The following is a 20,867-nucleotide window of genomic DNA, read 5'->3' on the forward strand; positions in this document are numbered from 1 at the left end:
CACGCCGGCCATGAAGCCGAGCGTGAGCCGGTCACGGCGGGTCAGCAGGCGCTTGTGCCCCCGCGGAACCCGCTTGTTGACAGGGGCAGGGCCCGAAGGCGGCACCGCGGCCGCCTCCGGGCTCTTCGTGTTCGTGTCGGTAGTCATTCAGCCGCTCAGCTCAGGAGGACGCGAAGATCGTCTTCTTCTGGCGTTCGATCGAGGACAGCAGACTGTCGACGCCCTTGGGGTTCTGGAGGAACTTCTGCAGCGCGGGCTGCATCACCGTCGAGGTGAAGTCGGGACGCGAGTCCCGGTCCATGAACTGGGTCAGGCTCTTGGCACCGGTGATCATCTCGTACGCCTTCTTCTGCAGCGGCGTGTACGAGGAGGTGTCGGCCTTGTTGGAGGCGGCCACCACGCTGGTGTCGGACTTGAGGTAGATCTGCTCGGCGTCCGGCGTGCCCAGGTACTGCATGAGCTTGGTGACGCCCGCCTTGTTCTTCGGCGACTTGGACACCATGAAGCCGTCGGCCGGAGCCTCGACGGTGTCCTGCCCGTACGCGGAGTTGATCTCCGGGAAGGCGAAGAAGTCGAGGTCGTCCAGGTCGGCCTTGTTGGTGAACTGCTGCGCCACGAAGGTGCCCAGCACGTACATGCCGGCCTTCTTGGCCACCAGGGTCTGCGCCGCGTCCTGCCAGGTGCGGCCCATGAAACCGTCCTGGTGGTAGGGCAGTATCTCGGCCCAGTGGTCGAAGACGGTCTTGACCTTGGCGTCCGTCCAGGAGGCCTTGCCCGCCATCAGATCGACGTGGAAGTCGTAGCCGTTGGTGCGGAAGTTGAGCTGGTCGAAGGTGCCCATCGCCGGCCAGGCGTCCTTGTCACCGAACGCGATCGGGACCAGACCGTCCTTCTTCATCTGCTTGCACAGCGCCACGAAGGCGTCCCACGTGGTGGGGACCTCATAGCCGTGCTGCGCGAAGACGCTCTTGCGGTAGAAGATCGCCCACGGGTACGTGACCAGCGGCACGAAGTAGTACTTGCCGTCCGCGCCCTTGGACAGCTTCTTCATCGCGTCGGGGAAGTTGTCGCCGATCTTCTCCCACACGTCGTCGATCGGGGAGGCCAGTCCCTTGGACGCGAAGAACTGCATGCGGTACCCGGCGAACCAGTTGAACACGTCGTCCGGCGTGCCCTGCAGATACGAGTTGATCTGCTCCTGGAACGTGTTGTGGTCCTTGGTGTTGACCTTGACGGATATCCCCGACTGCTTCGTGAACGCCGTGTAGATCTCCCCGTACGCCTTCTTCGGCACGGCGTCCGACTGGTTGGAGCCCAGCGTGACGGTCTTGGGGTCCGACGAACTGCCGCTACTGCCACAGGCGGACAGCAGGGGGATACCGGCTCCGAGCAGGGCGGCACCACCGACGCCCTTGAGCAGACCGCGACGGCTGGGCGACGGGAGGGAGGACGAAAGGTCACGCATGTACGGCTCCTGAAGGCAGGGGTTCAGTCACGGAGGGATTCGGCGACCGGTCGTAATCGACCAGAAACCAACTTGACCGAACACGGTGGCGCAATGACAGCGTTATGTCAGGTCATGCGTCAATAGCTATCGACCCGATTTGTCGAAACGTGACCGACATCCCTGCCTACCGGTGACACAGGAGCCTCGCCCGCGACGGGTTCACCTGTAGGCGGCGAAGGCCTTCGAGAAGGCGAACGCGTCCTGGACGATCGAGCTGCAGCTCGCGTCGGCGGTGGGCTTCGCACCGCCGGAGCACTGCTTGTCCCGGGTCGCGGACCACATCGACAGCCCGCCGAGACCCTTCGCCTTGGCGAAGGCCACGAGCTGGGAGGCGTCGTCGACCTTGAAGATCTCCGAGGCCACGTCGTTGACCCCGATCATCGGCGTGACGGCGACCGCCTTCCAGGCCGCGCTGTCGGACAGCCCGAGGACGCCCTTGACCTGCGCCTGGGTGGCGGTGGCGGCCTGCTCGGCGTACGTGCCCATGTCTGCGCTGTACGAGGCCCCGTAGTCCATCGCCATGATGTTCACGGTGTCGATCCGCACGCCGTTGGACTTGGCGTTCGCGAGCAGGTCGACGCCGTCCTGGGTGAGGCCCTCGGGCATCACCGGGAGGGTGTAGGAGACGTCCAGGCCGGGGTGCCGGTCCTGGAGCTTCGCGATCGCCTGCGCCCGCCGGGTGTTCGCGGCGGTGTTCGGCAGCGCCCCGCCCTCCACGTCGAAGTCGACCTTGGTGAGGCCGTACGCGTCCACGGCCTTGCCGTACGCCGCCGCCAGCGCGTCCGCCGAGGAGCAGGTCGTGGCCAGCTCGGAGCCGGAGGCGCCGCCGAAGGAGACCCGGACGTCCCCGCCCTTCGCCCGCAGCGCGCCGATCTGCGCGGCCACGGCATCGCTCGCCAGGTCGGTGACCCCGCCCCACTTGGGGGTGCAGCCGCCACCGTCGGTGACGAAGGCGAGGTTGTAGTCCCTCACGCCGGTGGCCGCCTGGCTCGCGAGGAGGTCGAAGGCCGGGTAGAGGGAGGTGTCGACGTAGGGGGCGAAACGGGCGCCGGCCGAGGGGGAGGCGGTCGAGGTCGGGGCGGAGGTGGGTGTGGGGGTGGCGGTGGGTGTGGCGCTGGGGGTGGGTGTGGGGGTGACGGTCGGTGTGGGGGCGGAGGTGTCGTCGGCGGAGCACTTCGCGCCGTCCACGAGACACCCCGTGGGGTCGGCGGCGCCGTTGACGACGAAGCCGACGGTGACGGACTCGCCGGGCGCCAGCCCGTCGGTGTCCCACTTCGCCGACGTCACGGTGACGTGCTGCCCGCTGACCGCCGACTCGGCGTTCCACAGGGAGCCGAGCTTCGCGCCCGACGGCAGATCGAACTCCAGCTTCCAGTCCCGCTCCGCCGCCCCGCTGTTGTTGGTCACGACGTACTGCGCGCTGTACCCCGTCGACCAGTCACTGGTCTTCGTGTACGCCGCCCCGATCCCGGCCGCCTGGGCCGTACCGCTCAACAGGACCGCGCCGGTCCCCACCACGGCGGCGGCGACCACCCCGCCGATCGCCTTGTTCCTGCCGCTCACTCTGCGCCGATGGATGCTCATGGCGTGGCACGCTAGCGATCCGGAAACGGGCAAATGGCCTGATCAGGGCGGGCGTTGAGGATCTTAGGGCACGCTTAAGGAAGGGATCGGGGCCGGTTAAAGGTCGAGACCAGTCTGCCCGTCCGGCGCCTGCGCACCCGGTGTCCCCGGCGCACCGGCTCCCGCCCGTCCAGCTGGATCCACAGCCGCACCTCGGTGCCGCCCAGCACCGACGACCCGATCCGTACGTCCCCGCCCGTCGCCTCGGCGAGCCGCCGCACGATGTCCAGCCCGAGCCCGGTCGACCCGGTGCTGCCGGACCCCCGCCCGCGCGCCATGGCGGCCTCCGGGTCGCGGATGCCGGGGCCCGCGTCGGAGACGAGCACGATCACCGCGTCCTCGCCGTTGTGCACGTCGACCGCGAAGGCCGTGCCCTCCCGGGTGTGCCGGAAGACGTTGCCGAGCAGGGCGTCCAGTGCGGCCGCGAGGTCCGCCCGGGCCACGGGTATGCGCACCGGCCGTTCGGTGCCGGCCACCCGCCACTTGCGGCCCTCGTCCTCGGCGAGCGCCGACCAGAACCCCATCCGCTCCCGGACCACCTCGGCCGCGTCGCACCCGGCGCCGGGCCCGACGGCCGCGGTCTGCGGCTTGGCCTCCCGGGCAGTACGGATGATGGTGTCGACCTCGCGCTCCAGCTGCGCGACCGCCGCCCGGGTCTGCTCGGCGGCCGGACCGTCCCCGAGCGAGGCCGCGTTGAGCCGCAGCACGGTCAGCGGGGTGCGCAGCCGGTGGGACAGGTCGGCGGCCAGCTCCCGTTCGTTCGCCAGCAGTTGTACGACCTGGTCGGCCATGGAGTTGAACGCGACCGCCGCCAGCCGCAGTTCGTTCGGCCCCTCCTCCGGCACCCGTGCGCCCAGCTTCCCCTCCCCCAGCTCATGGGCGCCCTCGACGAGTTTCTGCGCGGGCTGCACCATCCGTACGCCGAGCCGGTCGGCGACCGCGACCGAGCCGACGACGAGCGCGATACCGACGCCCGCGAGAACCGCCCAGGCGGTCGCGACGCCGTTGCTCACCTCGGACTCGGGGACGTACACCTCGACGACGGCTATCTCGCCGGAGCTGAGCGCGACCGGCTGGAGCAGGGTGGAGCCGCCGGGCACCTCGGTGGTGGAGGCGCGGCCCAGCCTGCGCACGGTCGCGATGTCGTCGGCGGCGGCCCGCTCCCGTCCGATGTCCACGGCCCGCTGGCCTCCGCCCGCCGGTATGTGGACGGCCATCCCGGAGTCCGAGCCCGCGGAGGCGACGACCCGCTCCAGCTGGTCGCGGTCGGTGGTGATGGACAGGGCGGGGGCGACGGCGGCCGCCTCCCGCTCGGCGTTGGAGAACGCGCGGTCCCGAGCCATCTCCTTGATGACGAGGCCGAGCGGGACGGCGAAGGCGACCACGACCATGGTGGTGACCGCCAGACACACCTTGACCAGGGCCCACCTCACAGCGGCAGCCCCCCGCCCGGTGGTTCCAGCTTCACGCCGACGCCCCGCAGGGTGTGCAGATAGCGGGGCTGTGCGGCCGTCTCGCCCAACTTGCGCCTGAGCCACGACAGATGGACGTCGATCGTCTGGTCGTCGCCGTAGGACTGCTGCCAGACCTCCGCGAGGAGTTCCTTGCGGGGCACGACCACGCCGGGCCGGGCGGCCAGGAAGGCGAGCAGGTCGAACTCGCGGCGGGTGAGGTCGAGTCGGGCTCCGTCCAGTTCGGCCTGGCGGCGCAGCGGGTCGACGCTCAGGCCGCCGACGCGCAGCACGGTCTCGGGCGGTGCGTCACCTCCGGCGGCCCGGGACCGTCGCAGGACGGCGGCCATCCGGGCGGAGAGGTGCTCGACCGAGAAGGGCTTGGTGAGGTAGTCGTCCGCCCCGGCGTTCAGCAGACGGACGATCTCCGTCTCGTCGTCCCGCGCGGTGGCGATGATGACCGGGACGTCGGTGATCCCGCGCAGCATCTTCAGGGCCTCGGACCCGTCGAGATCGGGCAGTCCGAGGTCCAGGATCACCACGTCGAAACGGAAATGGGCGACCTCGCGCAGCGCCTCCAGCGCCGTCCCGACGCTGCGCACGGTGTGTGCCGCGTCGGTCAGGTGCCGGATGAGCGCCGAGCGGACGAACTGGTCGTCCTCGACCACGAGCACACTTGCCATGCGCCGCACCGTACGCGATTCGGGCGGGCACGGCCGGGGCCTGTGGATAACTCAGTCCGTGTGCGGCCTGTGGGACGCGTGAGGCAGTATGGCGGGCGATGCGCAGAGGACTCGTACACGTACTGGCCTGGCTGCTCGCCACCGGCGCAGCGGTCACGTTGTCGTGGTGGGGTGTCCACACGGTCATGGCCGGCACGGCCTACGACCCGCCGCGCGCGCTGCCGATCACGGCGGCCGGGGCGACGACCCAGGAGTCGAAACCGCTGACGTCACCGACGCCCACGCGGACCGGGCGGGCCACTCCGTCGAAGAGCCCCGCGCCGACGCCGAGCCCCACGACCGCGCGACCGACGCCCTCGAAGAGCCCTTCCCCCACCGCCTCCGGCCAGATCAAGAGCTACGACACCGACGGCGGCCGGGCGGTCTTCGACCTCGGCGAGAAGTCGGCGACCCTGGTGTCCGCGACGCCGGGCACGGGCTGGTCGATGCAGGTGTGGAAGACGGAGTCGTGGATCCGGGTGGAGTTCTCCTCGGGCGCGGACCGGGTGTCGGTGTTCTGCACCTGGCACGACGGGCCGCCGCGGGTGGAGATCGGGACCTACTGAGTCACCGGGTCATCTGAACACGGACGGCGGCGGCGCCGGGGAGGCCACCGCCTCGGCGTCCGCCACGGGTACGGCCCCACCGGTGAAGTCGAGGAGCGCCCTGCCGTGTTCGACGCGGCCCGGGTGCGGGTCGGAGGCGGCGCGGCGGGTCAGTTCCGCGATCGGCAGGGGGGTGTCGGAGGCGACCAGGACGGCGTTGCCGAAGCGTTTGCCGCGCAGGACCGTCGGGTCGGCGACGAGCGCGAGTTCGGGGAAGCGGGCGGCGGCGGTGGCGATCTGGCCGCGGAGATGGGCGAGCGGCGGTCCGTCGGCGAGGTTGGCGGCGTAGCAGCCGCCCGGCTTGAGCGCCCTTCGGACCTCGTCGAGGAACTCGGTCGAGGTGAGATGTGCCGGGGTCCTGGCTCCGCTGAACACGTCGGCGATGACGAGGTCGGCCCATCCGTCGGCGACCTTGGCGAGTCCGTCGCGGGCGTCGAGGGACCGCACTCGTATCCGCGCGGTCGGCTCCAGGGGGAGCTTCTGCCGGACCAGTTGGACGAGGGCCGCGTCCCGCTCGACGACCTGCTGGGTGGAGCGGGGGCGGGTGGCGGCGAGGTACCGGGCGAGGGAGAACGCGCCTCCGCCGAGGTGTACGGCGTGCACGGGCTTGCCGGGAGGTGCGGCGAGGTCGATGACGTGGCCTAGTCGGCGCTGGTACTCGAAGGAGAGGTGGGTCGGGTCGTCAAGGTCCACGTGGGACTGCGGTGCGCCGTCGATGAGCAGCGTCCACGCCTGGGTGCGCTCACGGTCGGGGATGAGCTCGGCGAGGCCGCCGTCGACGGGTTCTACGACGGCTTCGGCGGACCTTCTGGACTTTCCCACTCCGCCATTATCCGGGGCGGTGGGCCGTCTCGCGTCCGCGGGCCCGCGCCCGGTGGGGGCTTGTCGTGGGCGCGGTCACCGGCAGTTGTCCGCTGCCTCGATGAGTCTCGCCGCCTCGTCCAGTGCCGCTCGCAGTACCGCCGGGTCGGTCGCGAGGTCCGCGTCTCCCGGGGGCAGCAGCCAGTCCGCGCCCTCCACAGGAGGCTCGGGGGCCAGTCGTAGCCCCCGGCCGTCGGTCTCCGTGCACGTGCTGCCGGGGAGGTCCCACCCCGCGGCCGTCCCCGGTGGCACCAGGAAACCCAGCGTCTGGCCGCCGTCGTCGTGCAGCACGGGCCCGACCCCTTCGCCCACCCCCCGCCGCAGGATGTCGACGGCCTCCAGGCCGTGTCGCGTCGGTACCGTGACCACGTCACAGCTGATCTCCATCGCGGCCTCCATCAAGGAACCCTCGTCCGACTCCGAGAGGTTCAACGCGCGCCGGCGTCAACGGCTACGGCCGAAGTCCGCCGCAAAGGATGGCACTTCATGGCGGATCCCGGATGAGATATCCGGTTTGTAGCCAAACCCCGCATGGCGACCCGGACACAACAGGTACGTTCTTGCCCGCCGGAAACAGGGCGTCACACTGACAAACCAGTCAACTCGCCCCACCTCCGGCATGGTTCGACGGTTCGCACGAGAGGACCCGGCCATGGCGTCGTCAATGGTGACCTCGTCCCAGTCCCCCACACCACCGCGGCCGAATCTCGCGTTCCGGCGCCTGCGCGGACAGCGCTCGCCGGCCGAGTTCGCCGCGGCGGTGCGACGGGCCGCGCGCGAGATCGGCGAGAGCGTCAGCTGCGACGCGCGCTATGTGGGCCGCGTCGAGGCGGGCGAGATCCGCTGCCCCAACTACGCGTACGAACGGGTGTTCCTGCACATGTTCCCCGGCCGCACGCTCACCGACCTGGGCTTCGCCTCCCGCGCGTCGGTCCGCGGACGCCGACCGCGGACCACGGGTGAGACGCCGGAGGCGTACGAGCCGTATGACACGCAAGACACGCAGGACCCTGACGAGACGTACGACAACTACGAGGAGAGCGACGTGCTGCGTCGCGCATTCATGACCGGCGGGGGCGCCACGGTCGCCGCCGCCTCACTGGGCCCCCTCGGGCTCGCCCTGGACGCCGAGGCCGCCGGACGGCCGGTCCGCCGCGCCGGGGCGGGTGAGGCGAGCGCCCTGGAAGAGGCCGTGCGCAGGATCCGGTTGCTCGACGACCGGCACGGCGCGGACGGCCTGTACCAGCGCGCGGCGGCTCCACTGCGCGCCGCCTACGCGCTGCTGGACGCCGGGGCGACCCGGCAGACCACCGCCGACCGGCTGCACTCGGGAGCGGGTGAACTCGCCATCTCGGTGGGCTGGCTCGCGCACGACTCCGGACGGTTCGACGACGCCCGCTCGCACTACGCGGAGGCGCTCGCGACGGCCCGGGTGACCGGTGACGACGCCCTGGAGGCGCACGCCTTCTGCAACACCGCCTTCCTCGCGCGCGACGCGGGACGGCCACGTGAGGCGGTGCGGGCCGCGCAGGCCGCGCAGCGGGTCGCCCGGCCCCTGGGTTCGCCCCGGCTCATGTCACTGCTCGCGCTGCGTGAGGCGGGCGGCTGGGCGGGACTCGCCGACCGCACCGGGTGCGAGCAGGCTCTCGCCCGCGCGCAGGCCTTCTTCGAGCGAGGGCTCTCGGACGCCGACCCCGAGTGGATGAGCTTCTACGGCGAGGCCGAACTGGAGGGCCTGGAGGCGCAGTGCTGGTCCACGCTGGGCGACTGGCGCCGGGCCGCCCGGCACGCGCGCCGCGCGGCGCATCTCCAGGACCCGCACTTCACCCGCAACATCGCGCTGTACACGGCCGAACTCGCCGACGACCTGGCCCGGGGCGGCCACCCCGACGAGGGCGCGGCGGCGGGGCTGCGGGTGCTGGAGCTGCTGGGCGAGGTCCAGTCGTCCCGCATCCAGACGATGCTGGCGGCGACGGCGAGGGTGCTGTTGCCCCACCGGCGGGCTTCGGGGGTGTCGGCGTTTCTGGAACGCCATGCGTCGATGCCGAGGACCGCGTAGTCGGTCGGCTGCGGGTTCGCGCAGTTCCCCGCGCCCCTGAAAGAGCTGACTGCACTTACTCGAGCGACTACCCCAGATGCCCCAGGTCGTTCCAGCTCTCGATCGCCGGCTCCCCATAAGCCCAGCCCAGCACGGACAAGGACGTCGGATTCAGCCGCACCCGCGCCGCGAAGTCGAGCGGCAACCCCAGCCACCGCGCCCCGATGGACCGCAGGATGTGCCCGTGGGCGAACACCAGCACGTCCCGGTCCGCGGCGCGCGCCCACGTGACCACCTCGTCCGCGCGAGAAGTGATCTCCTGCAGGGACTCCCCCTCGGGGACCCCGTCCCGCCAGATCAGCCACCCCGGCCGCGCTGCGTGGATCTCCTCCGGGGTCATGCCCTCGTACGCGCCGTAGTCCCATTCCATGAGCGTGTCCCAGGTGGCCGCCCGCTCACCGAACCCGGCGAGTTCGCAGGTCTCACGCGCGCGTGCCAGCGGGCTGGTGCGTATCTCCACCCCGGGAAGGTCGTCGTACGGGGCCCGGCGCAGCCGCTCGCCGAGCAGCTTGGCGCCCCGCCGGCCCTCCTCCAGGAGCGGCACGTCGGTCCTGCCGGTGTGCTTGCCGGACAGCGACCACTCGGTCTGTCCGTGCCGGGCCAGCAGGATGCGCGGTGCCATGGAGAAACCTTTCCGGGGAAAGCGGAGGCGGAACCTCTCCATCATCGCGCACGCTGGGGGAGGGCAACCCGACGGGCGATCCCAGCGTCTTTGAGGGCCGAAGGCGCTGCGTGGGGGCACTCCGCAAGGGCCCGCACACACGACGCCGTAAAGTGGCACGACCGGACAGGACCGCCGGACGCCGCGCGAAACGAAGGGGGACAGGATCGGATGCCGCTGACCGAGACACCAGGCACCGAGGCAGTCCCGGACACGCGGCTGCGCTGGTGGACCGAGCTGCCCCTGATCCTGTTGGTGTACGCCTGCTACAGCGCCGGCCGGCTCCTGGCCAGGGGTGACGTCACGGGCGCGGTCGACCACGGCCTGGCGATCCTCAAGGTCGAGAAGGTCCTGCACCTCAACGCCGAACACCCGCTCAACCGGCTGTTCACCAGCCAGACCTGGATCGGCGTACCGGCCGACTTCTGGTACGCCTCGTTGCACTACCTGGTCACACCGGCCGTGCTGATCTGGCTCTTCCGCTCCCGCGCCGTGCACTACCGCGCAGCCCGCACCTGGCTGATGACGTCCACGTTCATGGGTCTGATCGGCTTCACCCTGCTGCCGACCTGCCCGCCCCGCCTCCTCTCGGCGAGCCACGGCTTCGTCGACACCATGGCCCAGTACAGCTCGTACGGCTGGTGGGGCGGCGAGGCGAGCGCCCCCCGGGGCATGGGCGGCATGACGAACCAGTACGCGGCGATGCCGAGCCTGCACGTCGGCTGGGCGCTGTGGTGCGGTGTGATGCTGTGGCGCCACGGCAGGACGCGTACGACGAAGGCCGCGGCCGTCGCCTACCCGCTGATCACCACGATCGTGGTCATGGGCACCGCGAACCACTACTTCCTCGACGCGGCCGCGGGTGCGGCGGTGATGGGGCTCGGCTTCCTGCTCGCCCCGTACGTCAGCCGGGCCGCGGATCGGGCCACGGCGGGCCTTCGCGCCCGGATAGCGACCGTCTCCGTCGCCTCTCGGGACACAGAGCCCTCAATTGTCAGTGGCGGATGCCAGACTTCCGCGGGTGAGCACATTCCACGGCAGCGCGAGTCACGCTTCGGAAGCGGAGCCGAGCCGAGTGCCGCTCCCACGGACGCGGGGGACGGCGCTCCGGCAGCGGCTCGCTGAGCTGCGCGGGCCCGAGGTACCGGCCAAGGCACTGGACGCGCGCGCCCTGGCGGCCCTCGCCGCGAACCCCGGCTGCAAGCGGCGCGCGATCCTCGACGGCGCCGGGGTGAACAAGACGGCGCTGGCGAGCGCGCTGGGTTCGCCGTCCGCCTTCGGGCAGTCGCAGTTCGCCCTGACGCGCGGCAACGCCTTCGAGGCGAAGGTCAAGGCGGACGGCGGCGCGGAGCTGCTCCGGCTGGTGCATGAGCGGCTGGACCGGAGCGCCGAACCGCCCACCGACGCCCAGGTTCCCGACCTCACCGCGATCGGACCCGAGGGCCGTACCGCGCGTACGGCCCTCGCCCTGCGTGAAGCCACCGAGACACAGGGGTGGACGCTGCTCGACCACCCCATGCTCGCGCTCGACGTCGCCGGCTCCCCCGCCTTCCTGGAGCCGGACGCGGTGGTGGTGCACCCGGACGGCAGCTGGACGGTCGTGGAGATCAAGTCCTTCCCGATGCTGGACGGTTCGGCGGACCCGTCGAAGGTGGGCGCGGCCGCCCGCCAAGCCGCGGTGTACGTCCTCGCGCTGGAGGAGGTCGCCGCCCGCCTGGAACCGGCCCCGAAGGTCCGCCACCGGGTCCTGCTGGTCTGCCCCAAGGACTTCTCCAACCTGCCCACCGCCTCGGCCGTCGACATCCGCAAGCAGCGCGCGGTCACCGCCCGCCAGCTGGCGCGTCTCACCCGCATCCAGGACATCGCCGACGCCCTGCCCGACGGCACCTGCTTCGCCCCCGACCTGCCCGCCGCCGAACTGACCGCCGCGGTCGAGTCGGTCCCGGCGACCTACGCGCCCGAGTGCCTGTCCGCGTGCGAACTGGCCTTCCACTGCCGGGACCGCTCCCGCGCGGCCGGCGCGGTGACCTCCCTGGGCCGCTCGGTCCGCGCCGAGCTGGGCGGCCTGACCACGGTCGACGAGGTCCTGGCGGCGGCCCGCGGTGAGGCCGGCGATCCCGACGACCCGGCGGTGGCGGCGCTGCGGAGAGCGGCGCGGCTGCGCGCCGAGGCGCTGGAGGGCCACGGGATCACGGCCGCGGCGGGAGGTGGCGCGTGGTGACAACGGTCCCGGCCGCGACGGCGTCGAGCCGTCCCGCGCGCCCTCGTGTCCTCGCCCCGGCCCCGCGTCCCCAGGAGCCCACGTGTCCCTGATCACGACCCTCGCCCGGCTGGAAGCGGTGAGCACCGGCCGCGCCCAGCCCGCCGCGACCGTCCGTCACCGGCACCTGGCCGAGCACCCCCTCGTCCTCGTCCCGCTCACCACCGCGGGCGAGGCCGGTGCACCGCTCGGCGCGCTCGTGGGGACCGACCGGGACGCGCCCCACCTCCTGGTCGTACCGCAGCCCCGCGACCGGGACCTGAGGTTCGCTTTCCTGGCCGAGCTGGCGGACATCGTGCTGCCGTACGTGGACGGATACGCCGAGTCGGTGGAGGCCGCCGAGCGCAACGAGACCGATCCGGAGACCGGCAAGCGGGTCAAGGTCGAGGTCGAGCTGTGCGCGGACGCCCCGCAGCTGATCCTGCCGAGCCGCGCGGGCGTCGATCTCGTACGGCTGCTCGGGCGGTCCATGCGCTTTCGGCGTACGGCGGAACAGGATCCGGAGACCCCGTATCCGGCCCCGCCCCGGGTGCCGTTGCTGGGCCGGTGGCTGACCCACTTCGGGGAGCGGGCCCGGGTGCCGGGCTCCTCGCTGCTGCCGGCGATGACGGACCTGTTGGCCCGGCACTGGTCCACCGGCCAGTCCACCCTCGAGGACCAGCACCTGGGCGCGCTGCTCGCCTGGATCGACCCGCCCGCGGGCCGTTCGGGCGCCGAGGCCGCCCTGGAGGCCGAGCTCGCCCGGGACGACCGCGGCCTGCTGCTGCACCCGCCCGCCGGACCCGCCACCGACCCGGCGTTCGACAACATGCTGCTCGCCCCCGCCCTGGAGCGCTACGACCGCGCGCGGACCGCTCTCGCCGCCGCCGAGGACGGTCTGGAGGCCGACGACCGGCTCGGCGCGCTCACCGCCGCCGAGCAGGAGATCCGCGCGCTCGTCGCGAGCCACACCCGCCCCACCTGGGACGCGGTGTGGCGGGGCGTGGACCTGCTGCGGGCGCTGCCCGCGGGGGCGCACGTCGAGGAGCGCTGGACGCGCGACCGGTGGTCGTTCACCAGCCACCGGGACCGGGTCGTGGCGGGCGAGCCCCCGCAGCCGCGCCGCGACGACGCGGTCACCGCCGCCAACAAGCTCGCCGCGCGCGAGCGCGAACAGGCCCGCCTGGAGGCGCAGGAGGCGCTCGACGACCCGCTGGTGATGGCGGGGAGGCGGCTGTCCGGGGAGGCGTTCGCCGGGGAGGTCACGGACGTCGTGATGACGTACAGCGAGGGCAAGCGGCCGAGCCCGCGCCCGCTGGTGACCGTACGGACCGACGACCGGCCGCATCTGGGCGAGCGGGCCAAGGTGTACCGCTCCCTGGGCGGCAAGCCCCAGTCGGCCGAGTTCGTGGGGTCCGAGGAGGGGGGCGCCCTGATCGTCCTCAAGATCCTGGACAAGATGGGCCGCGGCAAGGAGCCGGAGACCGGGTCCGTGCCCGAGAAGGGCGACCGGGTGTGCTTCACGCTCTTCGAGCACGAGCAGCGCGGCGGCGCGAAGCTGCCCGACCCTGAGGACACGCCCTGGACGCACGGCGGGCCGCCCGGCGAGGCCGTGCAGGAGAGCGCCGATCCCCTGACCCCGGAGGACGTGCTGTGACCATCCACGCCCCCAGGGGCCCGGGGGCCTTCGACCCCGGTGCCGAGGCCGCGCGGGCCACCGCCGCGATCCTCCACGACACCCTGCACGGCACCCACCGCGGAGTCGTCGTCGACTCCCCGCCCGGCGCCGGCAAGTCCACCCTCGTCGTCCGCGCGGCCCTCGAACTGGCCGACGCGGGACGCCCGTTGATGGTGATCGCGCAGACCAACGCCCAGGTCGACGACCTCGTCCTCAGGCTCGCCGAGAAGAGCCCCGAGCTGCCGGTCGGGCGGCTGCACAGCAGTGACGCCGACCCGTACGACAAGGCGCTGGACGACCTGCCCCAGGTCCGCAAGTCGGCGAAGGCGGGGGATCTGACCGGGCTGCCCGTCGTGATCTCCACGGCCGCCAAGTGGGGGCACGTGAAGGTCGACGAGCCGTGGGCGCACGCGATCGTGGACGAGGCGTACCAGATGCGCTCGGACTCGCTGCTGGCGGTGGCGGGGCTGTTCGAGCGGGCGCTGTTCGTGGGCGACCCGGGACAGCTGGACCCGTTCGCGATCGTGGGCAGTGAGCAGTGGGCGGGGCTGTCGTACGACCCCTCGGCCTCGGCGGTGACCACCCTGCTGGCCCACAACCCCGAACTGCCCCAGCACCGCCTGCCGGTGTCCTGGCGACTCCCCGCCTCGGCCGCGCCGCTGGTCTCGGACGCCTTCTACCCGTACACGCCCTTCCGCAGCGGCACCGGCCACGACGACCGCCGGCTCGCCTTCGCGGTGCCCTCGGACGGCTCGGGCCCCGACCGGGTGATCGACGCGGCGGCCGAGTCCGGCTGGGGCCTGCTGGAGCTGCCCGCACGGCACACCCCGCGCACGGACCCGGAGGCGGTGCGGGCGGTCGCGGCGGTCGTACGGCGGCTCCTTGACCGGGGCGGGGCGGCCACGTCGGAGCGTTCGTCGGACCCGGTGCCGCTGACCGCCGACCGGATCGCGGTGGGCACGGCGCACCGGGACCAGGCGGCGGCGGTCCGCGCGGCGCTGGCCGACCTCGGCGTCGCGGACGTCACCGTCGACACGGCGAACCGTCTCCAGGGCCGCGAGTACGACGTCACGGTCGTCCTGCACCCGCTCTCCGGCCGCCCCGACGCCACCGCCTTCCATCTGGAGACGGGCCGCCTGTGCGTCCTGGCCTCCCGCCACCGCCACGCGTGCGTCGTGGTGTGCCGGGCGGGCGTGAGCGACCTCCTGGACGACTACCCGTCCACGGAACCGGTCCAGCTGGGAACCCTGGTGAAGTTCCCGGACGGCTGGGAGGCGAACCACGCGGTGCTCGCGCGGCTGGCGGAGCATCGCGTCGCCTGGAGACCGTGAGCGGGAGCGGCGCGGGGGCCGTAGACCTTGGTACCGCCGCAGACACTCCGCCCTCTTGCACGGGCGCGGGACAATGGACGGTGGCCCTCCACAGGCGGGCCGAGGTACGGACGAGGTACGAGGAGGACGAAGACATGGCGGAGCCCACGCCGCGTCGGAACGAGCCGCGGCTACGCCCCGCGCCCCTGCTGTTCGAGCCCACACAGGTGGCCGACGACCCGGAGCACTTCTTCGACCTGGAGTCGATCGACGACCCGCGCGCGCTGCTGACCCGGTCCACCGAGCTGGCGCACGCCTTTCGCGCGGCGGCGGACCGCGCGGTGGAGTTCCAGGCGATGGCGGCGGCCCAGCTGGCCGACCCCCGGCGCTTCGACCGGCTCACGACGGCGGACATCGCCGAGCGCGCCGAGTGGACCGAGGACTACGCGAAGAAGATGGTCGAGTTCGGCCGGGATCTGCTGCGCGGCGCGGAGGGCGGAGCGGGGCACGCCGACCCCGTGTGAGCCTCCGGAGATCTTTCTGGCATATGCCAGGCGGGCAAGATACCCCTCGCCGTCCGCTCCTGTCCCGGTTTCCCGCAACCCTGGGGAACCGTCCGCTCACGCCCGGTAGATGTATGCGGCATGAGCACTCGCGACGAACCCTTCTCCGACCGCTTCGACGTCTCCGGCGTCACCCCGGACGGGGCCGCCTGGCTCGCCTCGGCAGGGACGTATCCGCGCAGCACCCTGTCGCTCTGGGAGGAGCGCCCCGCCGCCCCGGTCGTCCTGCCCTGCGGCACCGTCTTCGACGTGGTCAGCGCCCCCGCGATCTTCGGGCGCCGGATGCTCGACCGGCTGTGGGACGAGGGGCCCGGTTCGGGGCCGGTGGCGACGCTCCGGGGCAGGATGCTGCTGTTCGCGGCGCCGGGCACGGCCCAGCGGCTGCCGTCCCTGCTGCGCTGGGAGGAGTTCGGCCGTACGGCCGCGATCCCGCCGCTGCTGTGCCACGGCACCGGCGACGCGGTGACCGTCCCGGCCCCGCTCAGCGGCGCGAAATCCGCGTCGGCCTCCCGCTGGCTGGTCGCCCCCGACCTCCGTCACCCCTGGCTGCCGGGCCCGGAAATCCTGCTCTGGGCGGCCGTACGCGCGGCCCGCAGCACCGTGCGGATATCGATTTTTCCCCCGGCCGATCAGGATGCTAAGGTCTACGACGTCAGCAGGCGCCGCTAGCTCAGTTGGTTAGAGCAGCTGACTCTTAATCAGCGGGTCCGGGGTTCGAGTCCCTGGCGGCGCACAGACAGCGAAGGCCCTCCGTGCAAGCGGGGGGCCTTCGGCGTTGAGACGAGTCGCTCCGGCCCACACCAGCAGGCCGGGGGTCCGGGGGTTGCCCCCGGGAAGACACAGCATCAGCGGGTCCGGGGTTCGAGTCCCTGGCGGCGCACAGACAGCGAAGGCCCTCCGTGCAAGCGGGGGGCCTTCGGCGTGTCCCTGGGTTATCCGACCGCGATCTCCACATCCCACGCTCCCGTGGTCGTGCGGCCCGTCACCTTCACCCGTACGTCCTCCCCCGGCACCCTGAAGTTCTCGCCCGCCTCCACGGGGGCGTCCGCGAGCGGTGGGTAGACGGAGTTCGCCCAGCAGGCCTTGGTGCGGGGGTGGGCGTCGATCACCTGGATCGGGCCGCCGCCGGACGCCGCGCCGCTGTGGACGCGGTAGACCAGCACGCCCTGCCGGCAGACCGCCGCGTCGTTGCCCACCGCCCCGCGCGCCTCGAAGGCGAGCGCGCTGTCCGCCCCGGTGCGCACGACCGCGAGTCTCGTGCCGCGTCCGAGCCCGAAGATCCCGGCCCGGCCGGGACCGGCCGCCACCGGCTCCAGCGTCAGCCGCACCGGTTTCGGACCCCGTACGCACACCACCTGCCGCCGCTCGAGCCAGCCCAGCTTCCACTTGTGCCAGGCGAACAGATCGGGGGCCAGTCCGAACTGGCTGCCCATCAGGTCCCAGTCGCCGACGTAGGTGTCCCAGTCGCCCTTGCCGTCCATCGGCCGGTGGTACAGGTCCGGCAGGTCGAAGACATGCCCGGTCTCGTGGGCCAGCACCAGACGGTCCGGCGGATGCTTCTCGAAGACCGTGACGACCCGGCGGATGTCCGTGTGGTCGGCCCGCAGCGGCACGTCCAGGTTGACGACCTTCGTGGCGTCCGAGTCGACGCCGGGCGCATCCGGATCGGCGACGAAGTAGACGACGTCGTAGCGCGAGAAGTCGACCTGCCGGTCGGCCACGGCGAGCGCATCACGCAGATAGGCACCCCGGTCCGCGGCGCTCCAGTCGCGTTGTATGGCGTACGCCGTCGACGGGCGCGGCATCCGGATCCAGTGCCGCAGCGGGTGCGGGCGCAGGGTGAAGCGGCCGTAGGAGGCGCGCTCGAAGAAGCGGGTGGTGGCTGGGAAGTGATCGGCGGTCAGCTGGGCCGGGGTGGTCATCGGCGGGGCGTCCGGGAAGGACAGGAAGACCATCACCGCGTCGAGGGCGCGGGCCGGGCGCGGATAGGCGGCGTTCCAGGTGTCCAGCCCCTCCGAGTGGTGGGCCTCGGTGCGTTCCAGGGTGCAGGGCGCCGAGGAGAAGGGTCCGGCGACCGAGGGGCCGGTGACGAGGGAGGTGGCGGCGAGGGCCGCCATGGTGGTGAACACGGCGGCGGTGCTGCGCAGTCGGGGGCGCGGAAGAGTGCGCTGAATCGAGCACGGCAACGGGACCTCCGGGAGCGGTTCACGGGACACCGCACCCAGCCTGTGTGAGTTTGTGGGGATACGCCCTGTTTATCTGCACCGGACGAGTGAGTCCGCGTGACCTGCCGAACCGGCCGACACCCCCGAATCACTCACGGAACGTCACAACCGGTCCCAGGGCTGAAGAACCCTTCCAGCCGTGGGCAGAAACGATCTGCCAGAGGGGGTTGCCGGCCCCCTGGACCGGGCAATGGCTGGAAGGGTCTGGGGGCAGCCTCTATGATCGGCACACTTTCCTGCGCGGACAGCGATCGAGTGCACTGCGGGAGCTAGCGGTGAACGGAACGTCCGAAGGGCCGACGGCCGCGGCAGACCTCGACGGGTCAGCCGTTACAGAGAGTGATATCGCGACACCTGTTCGTACCAATCCCCCGTCGCATCGGGCGGCCTTCACGGCAGCGCCGCTGGCCATGGCCGTGGTGGACCGCGAGGGCACGGTCGTCGACGCCAACCCCGCCTTCGGCGAGCTGCTCGGCGCCGCGCCGAAGGAGCTGACCGGGACCCCGGCCGCCGACCTGGTGGACCTGGCCTCGGACACCCGCACCCGGCACGCCTACCACGAGGTGCTGCGCGGCCGGCAGGCCAAGCTGCGCTGCAAGCGCCGGCTCAAGCATCCCGACGGGCACTCCATGTGGGCGCAGATCACGGTAACGCCGCTGGCCGCGGACGCGCACGGCTCCCCCGGTGTCCTGCTCTCCGTCGCCGACATCACCGCCCGCCGTGAACTCCAGGCCCGGCTGCGCCACTTGCAGATGCACGACCCGGTGACCCGGCTGCCCAACCGCACGCTGTTCTTCGAGCGGCTGACGGCCGCGCTGGAGCCGGAGTCGTACGAGCAGGGCGGCACGGGCCGGATCGGGCTGTGCTACCTGGATCTCGACGGGTTCCAGGCCGTCAACGACACCCTCGGCCACCGGGTCGGCGACCGGCTGCTCGCCGCCGTGGCCGAGCGCCTGACGCGCTGCGCGGACGAGGCGGGCCAGGGCCGCGCGACCGCCCCCCTGGTGGCGCGGCTGGGCGGCGACGAGTTCGCGCTGCTCGTCGAGGACTCCACCGGTACGGAGCAGCTCGCCGACCTCGCCGAGTCGCTGCTGAAGGCGATCCAGGCGCCCTTCGACCTGTCCGGTCACCGGATGTCGGTGTCGGCGTCGATCGGGGTCGTCGAACGGCAGGCGCAGGGCACCTCGGCGACCGGGCTGATGCAGGCCGCCGACACCACGCTGTACTGGGCCAAGGCCGACGGCCGGGACCGCTGGACCCTGTTCGACCCCGAGCGCAACGCCCACCGCATGACCCGCCAGGCCCTCGCCTCCACGCTGCGCCCGGCCATCGAGCGCGGTGAGTTCAAGCTGGAGTACCAGCCGCTGGTGAGCATGGAGGACGGCCGGCTGCGCGGGGTCGAGGCGCTGGTGCGCTGGATCCATCCGCAGTTCGGGCTGCTGACGCCGAATCGGTTCATCGCACTGGCCGAGGAGGACGGCTCGATCGTCCCGCTCGGCCGCTGGATCCTCGCCACCGCGTGCCGGCAGGCCCGGAAGTGGCAGCTGGACCACCCCGACGAGCCGCCGATCTTCGTCAGCGTCAATGTGGCGGTCCGTCAGGTCTGGGACTCCGACCTGGTCGCGGACGTGGCGCAGACCCTCGCGGAGACCGGCCTGGCCCCGCATCTGCTCCAGCTCGAACTCACCGAGTCCGCGGTGATGGGCTCGGCGGGCCGCCCGCTCCAGGCCCTCCAGGCGCTGAGCGACATGGGCGTCGGCATCGCGATCGACGACTTCGGCACGGGTTACTCGAACCTCGCCTACCTCAGCCGTCTCCCGGTCTCCGTCCTGAAACTGGACGGCTCGTTCGTGCGCGGATTCCAGTACGAGGGCGAGGGCGTCGCCCCGAACCCGGCCGACGAGGTCGTCGTCGAGGCGATGATCCAGCTGGCCCACCGCCTCGGCCTCACCGTCACCGCGGAGTGCGTCGAGACCTCGGCCCAGGCCAGCCGCCTGCGCCGCATCGGCTGCGACACCGGCCAGGGCTGGCTGTACTCGCGGCCGGTGTCGCCGGATCGTATCTCCGGGCTGATGGGCGTCCAGGTCTGACCGTCAGGCCGTCGGCAACCCGTAGGCGTCCGCGATCAGTTCGTACGAACGCAGGCGTACGTCACCACTGTGCGCGTTGCCTGTGAGCATCAGCTCGTCGGCGCCGGTGCGCTTGTGGAGGTCGTCGAGTCCTGAGCGGACCTCGTCGGCGGTGCCGTGGACGACGTTGGCGTTCCAGGAGTTGGCGAACTCCTCCTCCATCGGGCTGAACTCGTAGGCCTCCGCCTCCTCCGGGGTGGGGACCAGACCGGGGCGGCCGGTGCGCAGCCGGATCATGTTGAGCGCGGCGGCGCGGACCTGGCGGCGGGCCTCCCTCTCGTCGTCGGTGGCGAGGGCGGAGACGCCGATGAGGGCGTAGGGCTCGTCGAGGACCGCGGAGGGCCGGAAGGACTCGCGGTACAGGTCCAGGGCCGGGATGGTGTTCTGCGCCGAGAAGTGGTGCGCGAAGGCGAAGGGCAGGCCGAGGGAGCCGGCCAGCTGGGCGCTGAAGCCGGAGGAGCCGAGCAGCCAGACCGGCGGGCGGTGCGGGGACTGGACGCCGCCGGGCGAGGTCGCCTGGACGGGGCCCGGGACCGCGTGGATACGGCGGTAGGGGTGGCCGTCCGGGAAGTCGTCGTCCAGGAAGCGGGTGAGCTCCATGAGCTGCTCGGGGAAGTCGTCGGCGCCCTCCCGCAGCCGGTCGCTGCGGCGCAGGGCGGCGGCGGTGGCGCCGTCCGTGCCCGGGGCCCGGCCGAGGCCCAGGTCGACGCGGCCCGGGGCCATCGCCTCCAGCGTGCCGAACTGCTCCGCGATCACCAGCGGGGCGTGGTTGGGGAGCATGACGCCGCCCGAGCCGAGCCGGATGCGGGTGGTGTGGGCGGCGAGGTGGGCGAGGATCACCGCGGGCGAGGAGGACGCCACGCCCGGCATGGAGTGGTGCTCGGCGATCCAGTAGCGGTGGAAGCCGCGGGACTCGGTGAGCTTGGCGATGGCGACGCTGGTGCGCAGGGCGTCGGAGGCCGTGCGTCCGGCGCCGACGGTGACCAGGTCGAGTACCGAGAGAGGTACGGGGGCGGTGCCCTGTGCAGTACCTCGGATCTCGTCTTCCGCCACGGTGGGGTGCCTCCTGCTCATGAGCCGTGCGCTGTCGTCCTGGCGACAACAGGAGAGTGTCCCCGGTTATTCCCGGGCACGGTCGCACGTCTCCCTGGAGTCCCATCTTCCGTATCCCGTACGGCACTTGACCGCTTGTCGC

General features: G+C 72.2%; 18 protein-coding genes, 1 tRNA gene and 1 pseudogene. 10 read left to right on the forward strand and 10 right to left on the reverse strand.

The annotated features are described in order from the left end of the window. The 5 genes and pseudogenes from ABZT06_RS30610 to ABZT06_RS30630 all read right to left on the reverse strand — a co-directional run. A pseudogene (locus ABZT06_RS30610) lies at positions 1-147 on the reverse strand (sugar ABC transporter permease); the annotation flags it as partial. A 13-nt stretch (positions 148-160) separates the two neighbouring features. Beyond that, a complete protein-coding gene (locus ABZT06_RS30615; RefSeq protein WP_355748005.1) occupies positions 161-1,465 on the reverse strand; it encodes an extracellular solute-binding protein in 1,305 nt (434 codons plus the stop codon). Between the two features lie 201 nt (positions 1,466-1,666). Then, a complete protein-coding gene (locus ABZT06_RS30620) occupies positions 1,667-3,091 on the reverse strand; it encodes a cellulose binding domain-containing protein (RefSeq protein ID WP_355748008.1) in 1,425 nt (474 codons plus the stop codon). 74 nt (positions 3,092-3,165) lie between these two features. Beyond that, entirely contained in the window at positions 3,166-4,563 is a 1,398-nt protein-coding gene (locus ABZT06_RS30625) for a HAMP domain-containing sensor histidine kinase (protein ID WP_355748011.1), read from the reverse strand. Beyond that, complete coding sequence (locus ABZT06_RS30630; protein ID WP_355748014.1) at positions 4,560-5,264, reverse strand: response regulator transcription factor; 705 nt, start codon at positions 5,262-5,264, stop codon at positions 4,560-4,562. Before ABZT06_RS30630 ends, ABZT06_RS30625 begins: the two co-directional genes overlap by 4 nt. 98 nt (positions 5,265-5,362) lie before the next feature. On the opposite strand from ABZT06_RS30630, the gene ABZT06_RS30635 reads away from it, so the two are divergent. Then, positions 5,363-5,869 (forward strand): hypothetical protein, encoded by a 507-nt coding sequence (locus ABZT06_RS30635; protein WP_355748017.1) that lies wholly within the window; start codon positions 5,363-5,365, stop codon positions 5,867-5,869. Between the two features lie 9 nt (positions 5,870-5,878). On the opposite strand, the gene ABZT06_RS30640 is transcribed toward ABZT06_RS30635, so the two are convergent. After that, positions 5,879-6,730 carry a fused MFS/spermidine synthase gene (locus ABZT06_RS30640; protein WP_355748020.1) on the reverse strand — a complete coding sequence of 284 codons (852 nt, stop codon included), beginning with the start codon at positions 6,728-6,730 and terminating at the stop codon, positions 5,879-5,881. 75 nt (positions 6,731-6,805) lie between these two features. Next, entirely contained in the window at positions 6,806-7,156 is a 351-nt protein-coding gene (locus ABZT06_RS30645; RefSeq protein ID WP_355748023.1) for a hypothetical protein, read from the reverse strand. 265 nt (positions 7,157-7,421) lie between these two features. Between ABZT06_RS30645 and ABZT06_RS30650 the strand changes: the two genes are divergently transcribed. Continuing rightward, positions 7,422-8,828, forward strand: coding sequence for a tetratricopeptide repeat protein (locus ABZT06_RS30650; RefSeq protein ID WP_355748026.1), 1,407 nt, complete (start codon positions 7,422-7,424; stop codon positions 8,826-8,828). A gap of 67 nt (positions 8,829-8,895) precedes the next feature. Here ABZT06_RS30650 and ABZT06_RS30655 read toward each other — a convergent pair whose 3' ends face one another. Further along, complete coding sequence (locus ABZT06_RS30655) at positions 8,896-9,489, reverse strand: histidine phosphatase family protein (protein ID WP_355748029.1); 594 nt, start codon at positions 9,487-9,489, stop codon at positions 8,896-8,898. Positions 9,490-9,699: 210 nt separating this feature from the next. Here ABZT06_RS30655 and ABZT06_RS30660 point away from each other — a divergent pair, with 210 nt between their 5' ends. The 7 genes from ABZT06_RS30660 to ABZT06_RS30690 all read left to right on the forward strand — a co-directional run bounded on the left by ABZT06_RS30660 (position 9,700) and on the right by ABZT06_RS30690 (position 16,051). Beyond that, positions 9,700-10,653, forward strand: coding sequence for a phosphatase PAP2 family protein (locus ABZT06_RS30660; RefSeq protein WP_355748032.1), 954 nt, complete (start codon positions 9,700-9,702; stop codon positions 10,651-10,653). Beyond that, positions 10,604-11,749, forward strand: coding sequence for a hypothetical protein (locus tag ABZT06_RS30665; protein ID WP_355748035.1), 1,146 nt, complete (start codon positions 10,604-10,606; stop codon positions 11,747-11,749). Before ABZT06_RS30660 ends, ABZT06_RS30665 begins: the two co-directional genes overlap by 50 nt. An 82-nt stretch (positions 11,750-11,831) precedes the next feature. After that, positions 11,832-13,424, forward strand: a complete 1,593-nt coding sequence (locus tag ABZT06_RS30670; protein ID WP_355748038.1) for a hypothetical protein — start codon at positions 11,832-11,834, stop codon at positions 13,422-13,424. After that, on the forward strand, positions 13,421-14,776 hold the full coding sequence (locus ABZT06_RS30675; protein ID WP_355748041.1) for an AAA domain-containing protein: 1,356 nt from the start codon (positions 13,421-13,423) through the stop codon (positions 14,774-14,776). Before ABZT06_RS30670 ends, ABZT06_RS30675 begins: the two co-directional genes overlap by 4 nt. Positions 14,777-14,910: 134 nt before the next feature. Beyond that, entirely contained in the window at positions 14,911-15,279 is a 369-nt protein-coding gene (locus tag ABZT06_RS30680) for a hypothetical protein (RefSeq protein WP_355748044.1), read from the forward strand. Between the two features lie 120 nt (positions 15,280-15,399). Then, on the forward strand, positions 15,400-15,987 hold the full coding sequence (locus ABZT06_RS30685; RefSeq protein WP_355748047.1) for a bifunctional DNA primase/polymerase: 588 nt from the start codon (positions 15,400-15,402) through the stop codon (positions 15,985-15,987). After that, positions 15,978-16,051 (forward strand) — tRNA-Lys (locus tag ABZT06_RS30690). The genes ABZT06_RS30685 and ABZT06_RS30690 overlap by 10 nt, the downstream gene beginning before the upstream one ends. A 199-nt stretch (positions 16,052-16,250) precedes the next feature. On the opposite strand, the gene ABZT06_RS30695 is transcribed toward ABZT06_RS30690, so the two are convergent. Further along, the gene (locus ABZT06_RS30695; protein ID WP_355748050.1) at positions 16,251-17,534 is read right to left on the reverse strand and encodes a M6 family metalloprotease domain-containing protein; all 1,284 of its coding nucleotides are present in this window, start codon (positions 17,532-17,534) and stop codon (positions 16,251-16,253) included. A 284-nt stretch (positions 17,535-17,818) separates the two neighbouring features. Between ABZT06_RS30695 and ABZT06_RS30700 the strand changes: the two genes are divergently transcribed. Next, positions 17,819-19,633 carry an EAL domain-containing protein gene (locus ABZT06_RS30700; RefSeq protein ID WP_355748053.1) on the forward strand — a complete coding sequence of 605 codons (1,815 nt, stop codon included), beginning with the start codon at positions 17,819-17,821 and terminating at the stop codon, positions 19,631-19,633. A 3-nt stretch (positions 19,634-19,636) separates the two neighbouring features. Here the strand turns inward: ABZT06_RS30700 and ABZT06_RS30705 are convergent, their stop codons facing one another. Then, entirely contained in the window at positions 19,637-20,746 is a 1,110-nt protein-coding gene (locus ABZT06_RS30705; RefSeq protein ID WP_355748056.1) for an LLM class flavin-dependent oxidoreductase, read from the reverse strand. Positions 20,747-20,867 lie beyond the last annotated feature (121 nt).

The sequence above is a fragment of the Streptomyces sp. NPDC005483 genome (assembly GCF_040606035.1).
Taxonomy (GTDB): domain Bacteria; phylum Actinomycetota; class Actinomycetes; order Streptomycetales; family Streptomycetaceae; genus Streptomyces.

What these genes read in the sequence shown, in the direction of transcription:
- ABZT06_RS30705 (WP_355748056.1), bottom strand. Translation starts at nt 20,746, where the DNA reads ATGAGCAGGAGGCACCCCACCGTGGCGGAAGACGAGATCCGAGGTACT.
- ABZT06_RS30635 (WP_355748017.1), top strand. Translation starts at nt 5,363, where the DNA reads ATGCGCAGAGGACTCGTACACGTACTGGCCTGGCTGCTCGCCACCGGC.
- ABZT06_RS30615 (WP_355748005.1), bottom strand. Translation starts at nt 1,465, where the DNA reads ATGCGTGACCTTTCGTCCTCCCTCCCGTCGCCCAGCCGTCGCGGTCTG.
- ABZT06_RS30650 (WP_355748026.1), top strand. Translation starts at nt 7,422, where the DNA reads ATGGCGTCGTCAATGGTGACCTCGTCCCAGTCCCCCACACCACCGCGG.
- ABZT06_RS30685 (WP_355748047.1), top strand. Translation starts at nt 15,400, where the DNA reads ATGAGCACTCGCGACGAACCCTTCTCCGACCGCTTCGACGTCTCCGGC.
- ABZT06_RS30645 (WP_355748023.1), bottom strand. Translation starts at nt 7,156, where the DNA reads ATGGAGATCAGCTGTGACGTGGTCACGGTACCGACGCGACACGGCCTG.
- ABZT06_RS30630 (WP_355748014.1), bottom strand. Translation starts at nt 5,264, where the DNA reads ATGGCAAGTGTGCTCGTGGTCGAGGACGACCAGTTCGTCCGCTCGGCG.
- ABZT06_RS30620 (WP_355748008.1), bottom strand. Translation starts at nt 3,091, where the DNA reads ATGAGCATCCATCGGCGCAGAGTGAGCGGCAGGAACAAGGCGATCGGC.
- ABZT06_RS30655 (WP_355748029.1), bottom strand. Translation starts at nt 9,489, where the DNA reads ATGGCACCGCGCATCCTGCTGGCCCGGCACGGACAGACCGAGTGGTCG.
- ABZT06_RS30660 (WP_355748032.1), top strand. Translation starts at nt 9,700, where the DNA reads ATGCCGCTGACCGAGACACCAGGCACCGAGGCAGTCCCGGACACGCGG.
- ABZT06_RS30680 (WP_355748044.1), top strand. Translation starts at nt 14,911, where the DNA reads ATGGCGGAGCCCACGCCGCGTCGGAACGAGCCGCGGCTACGCCCCGCG.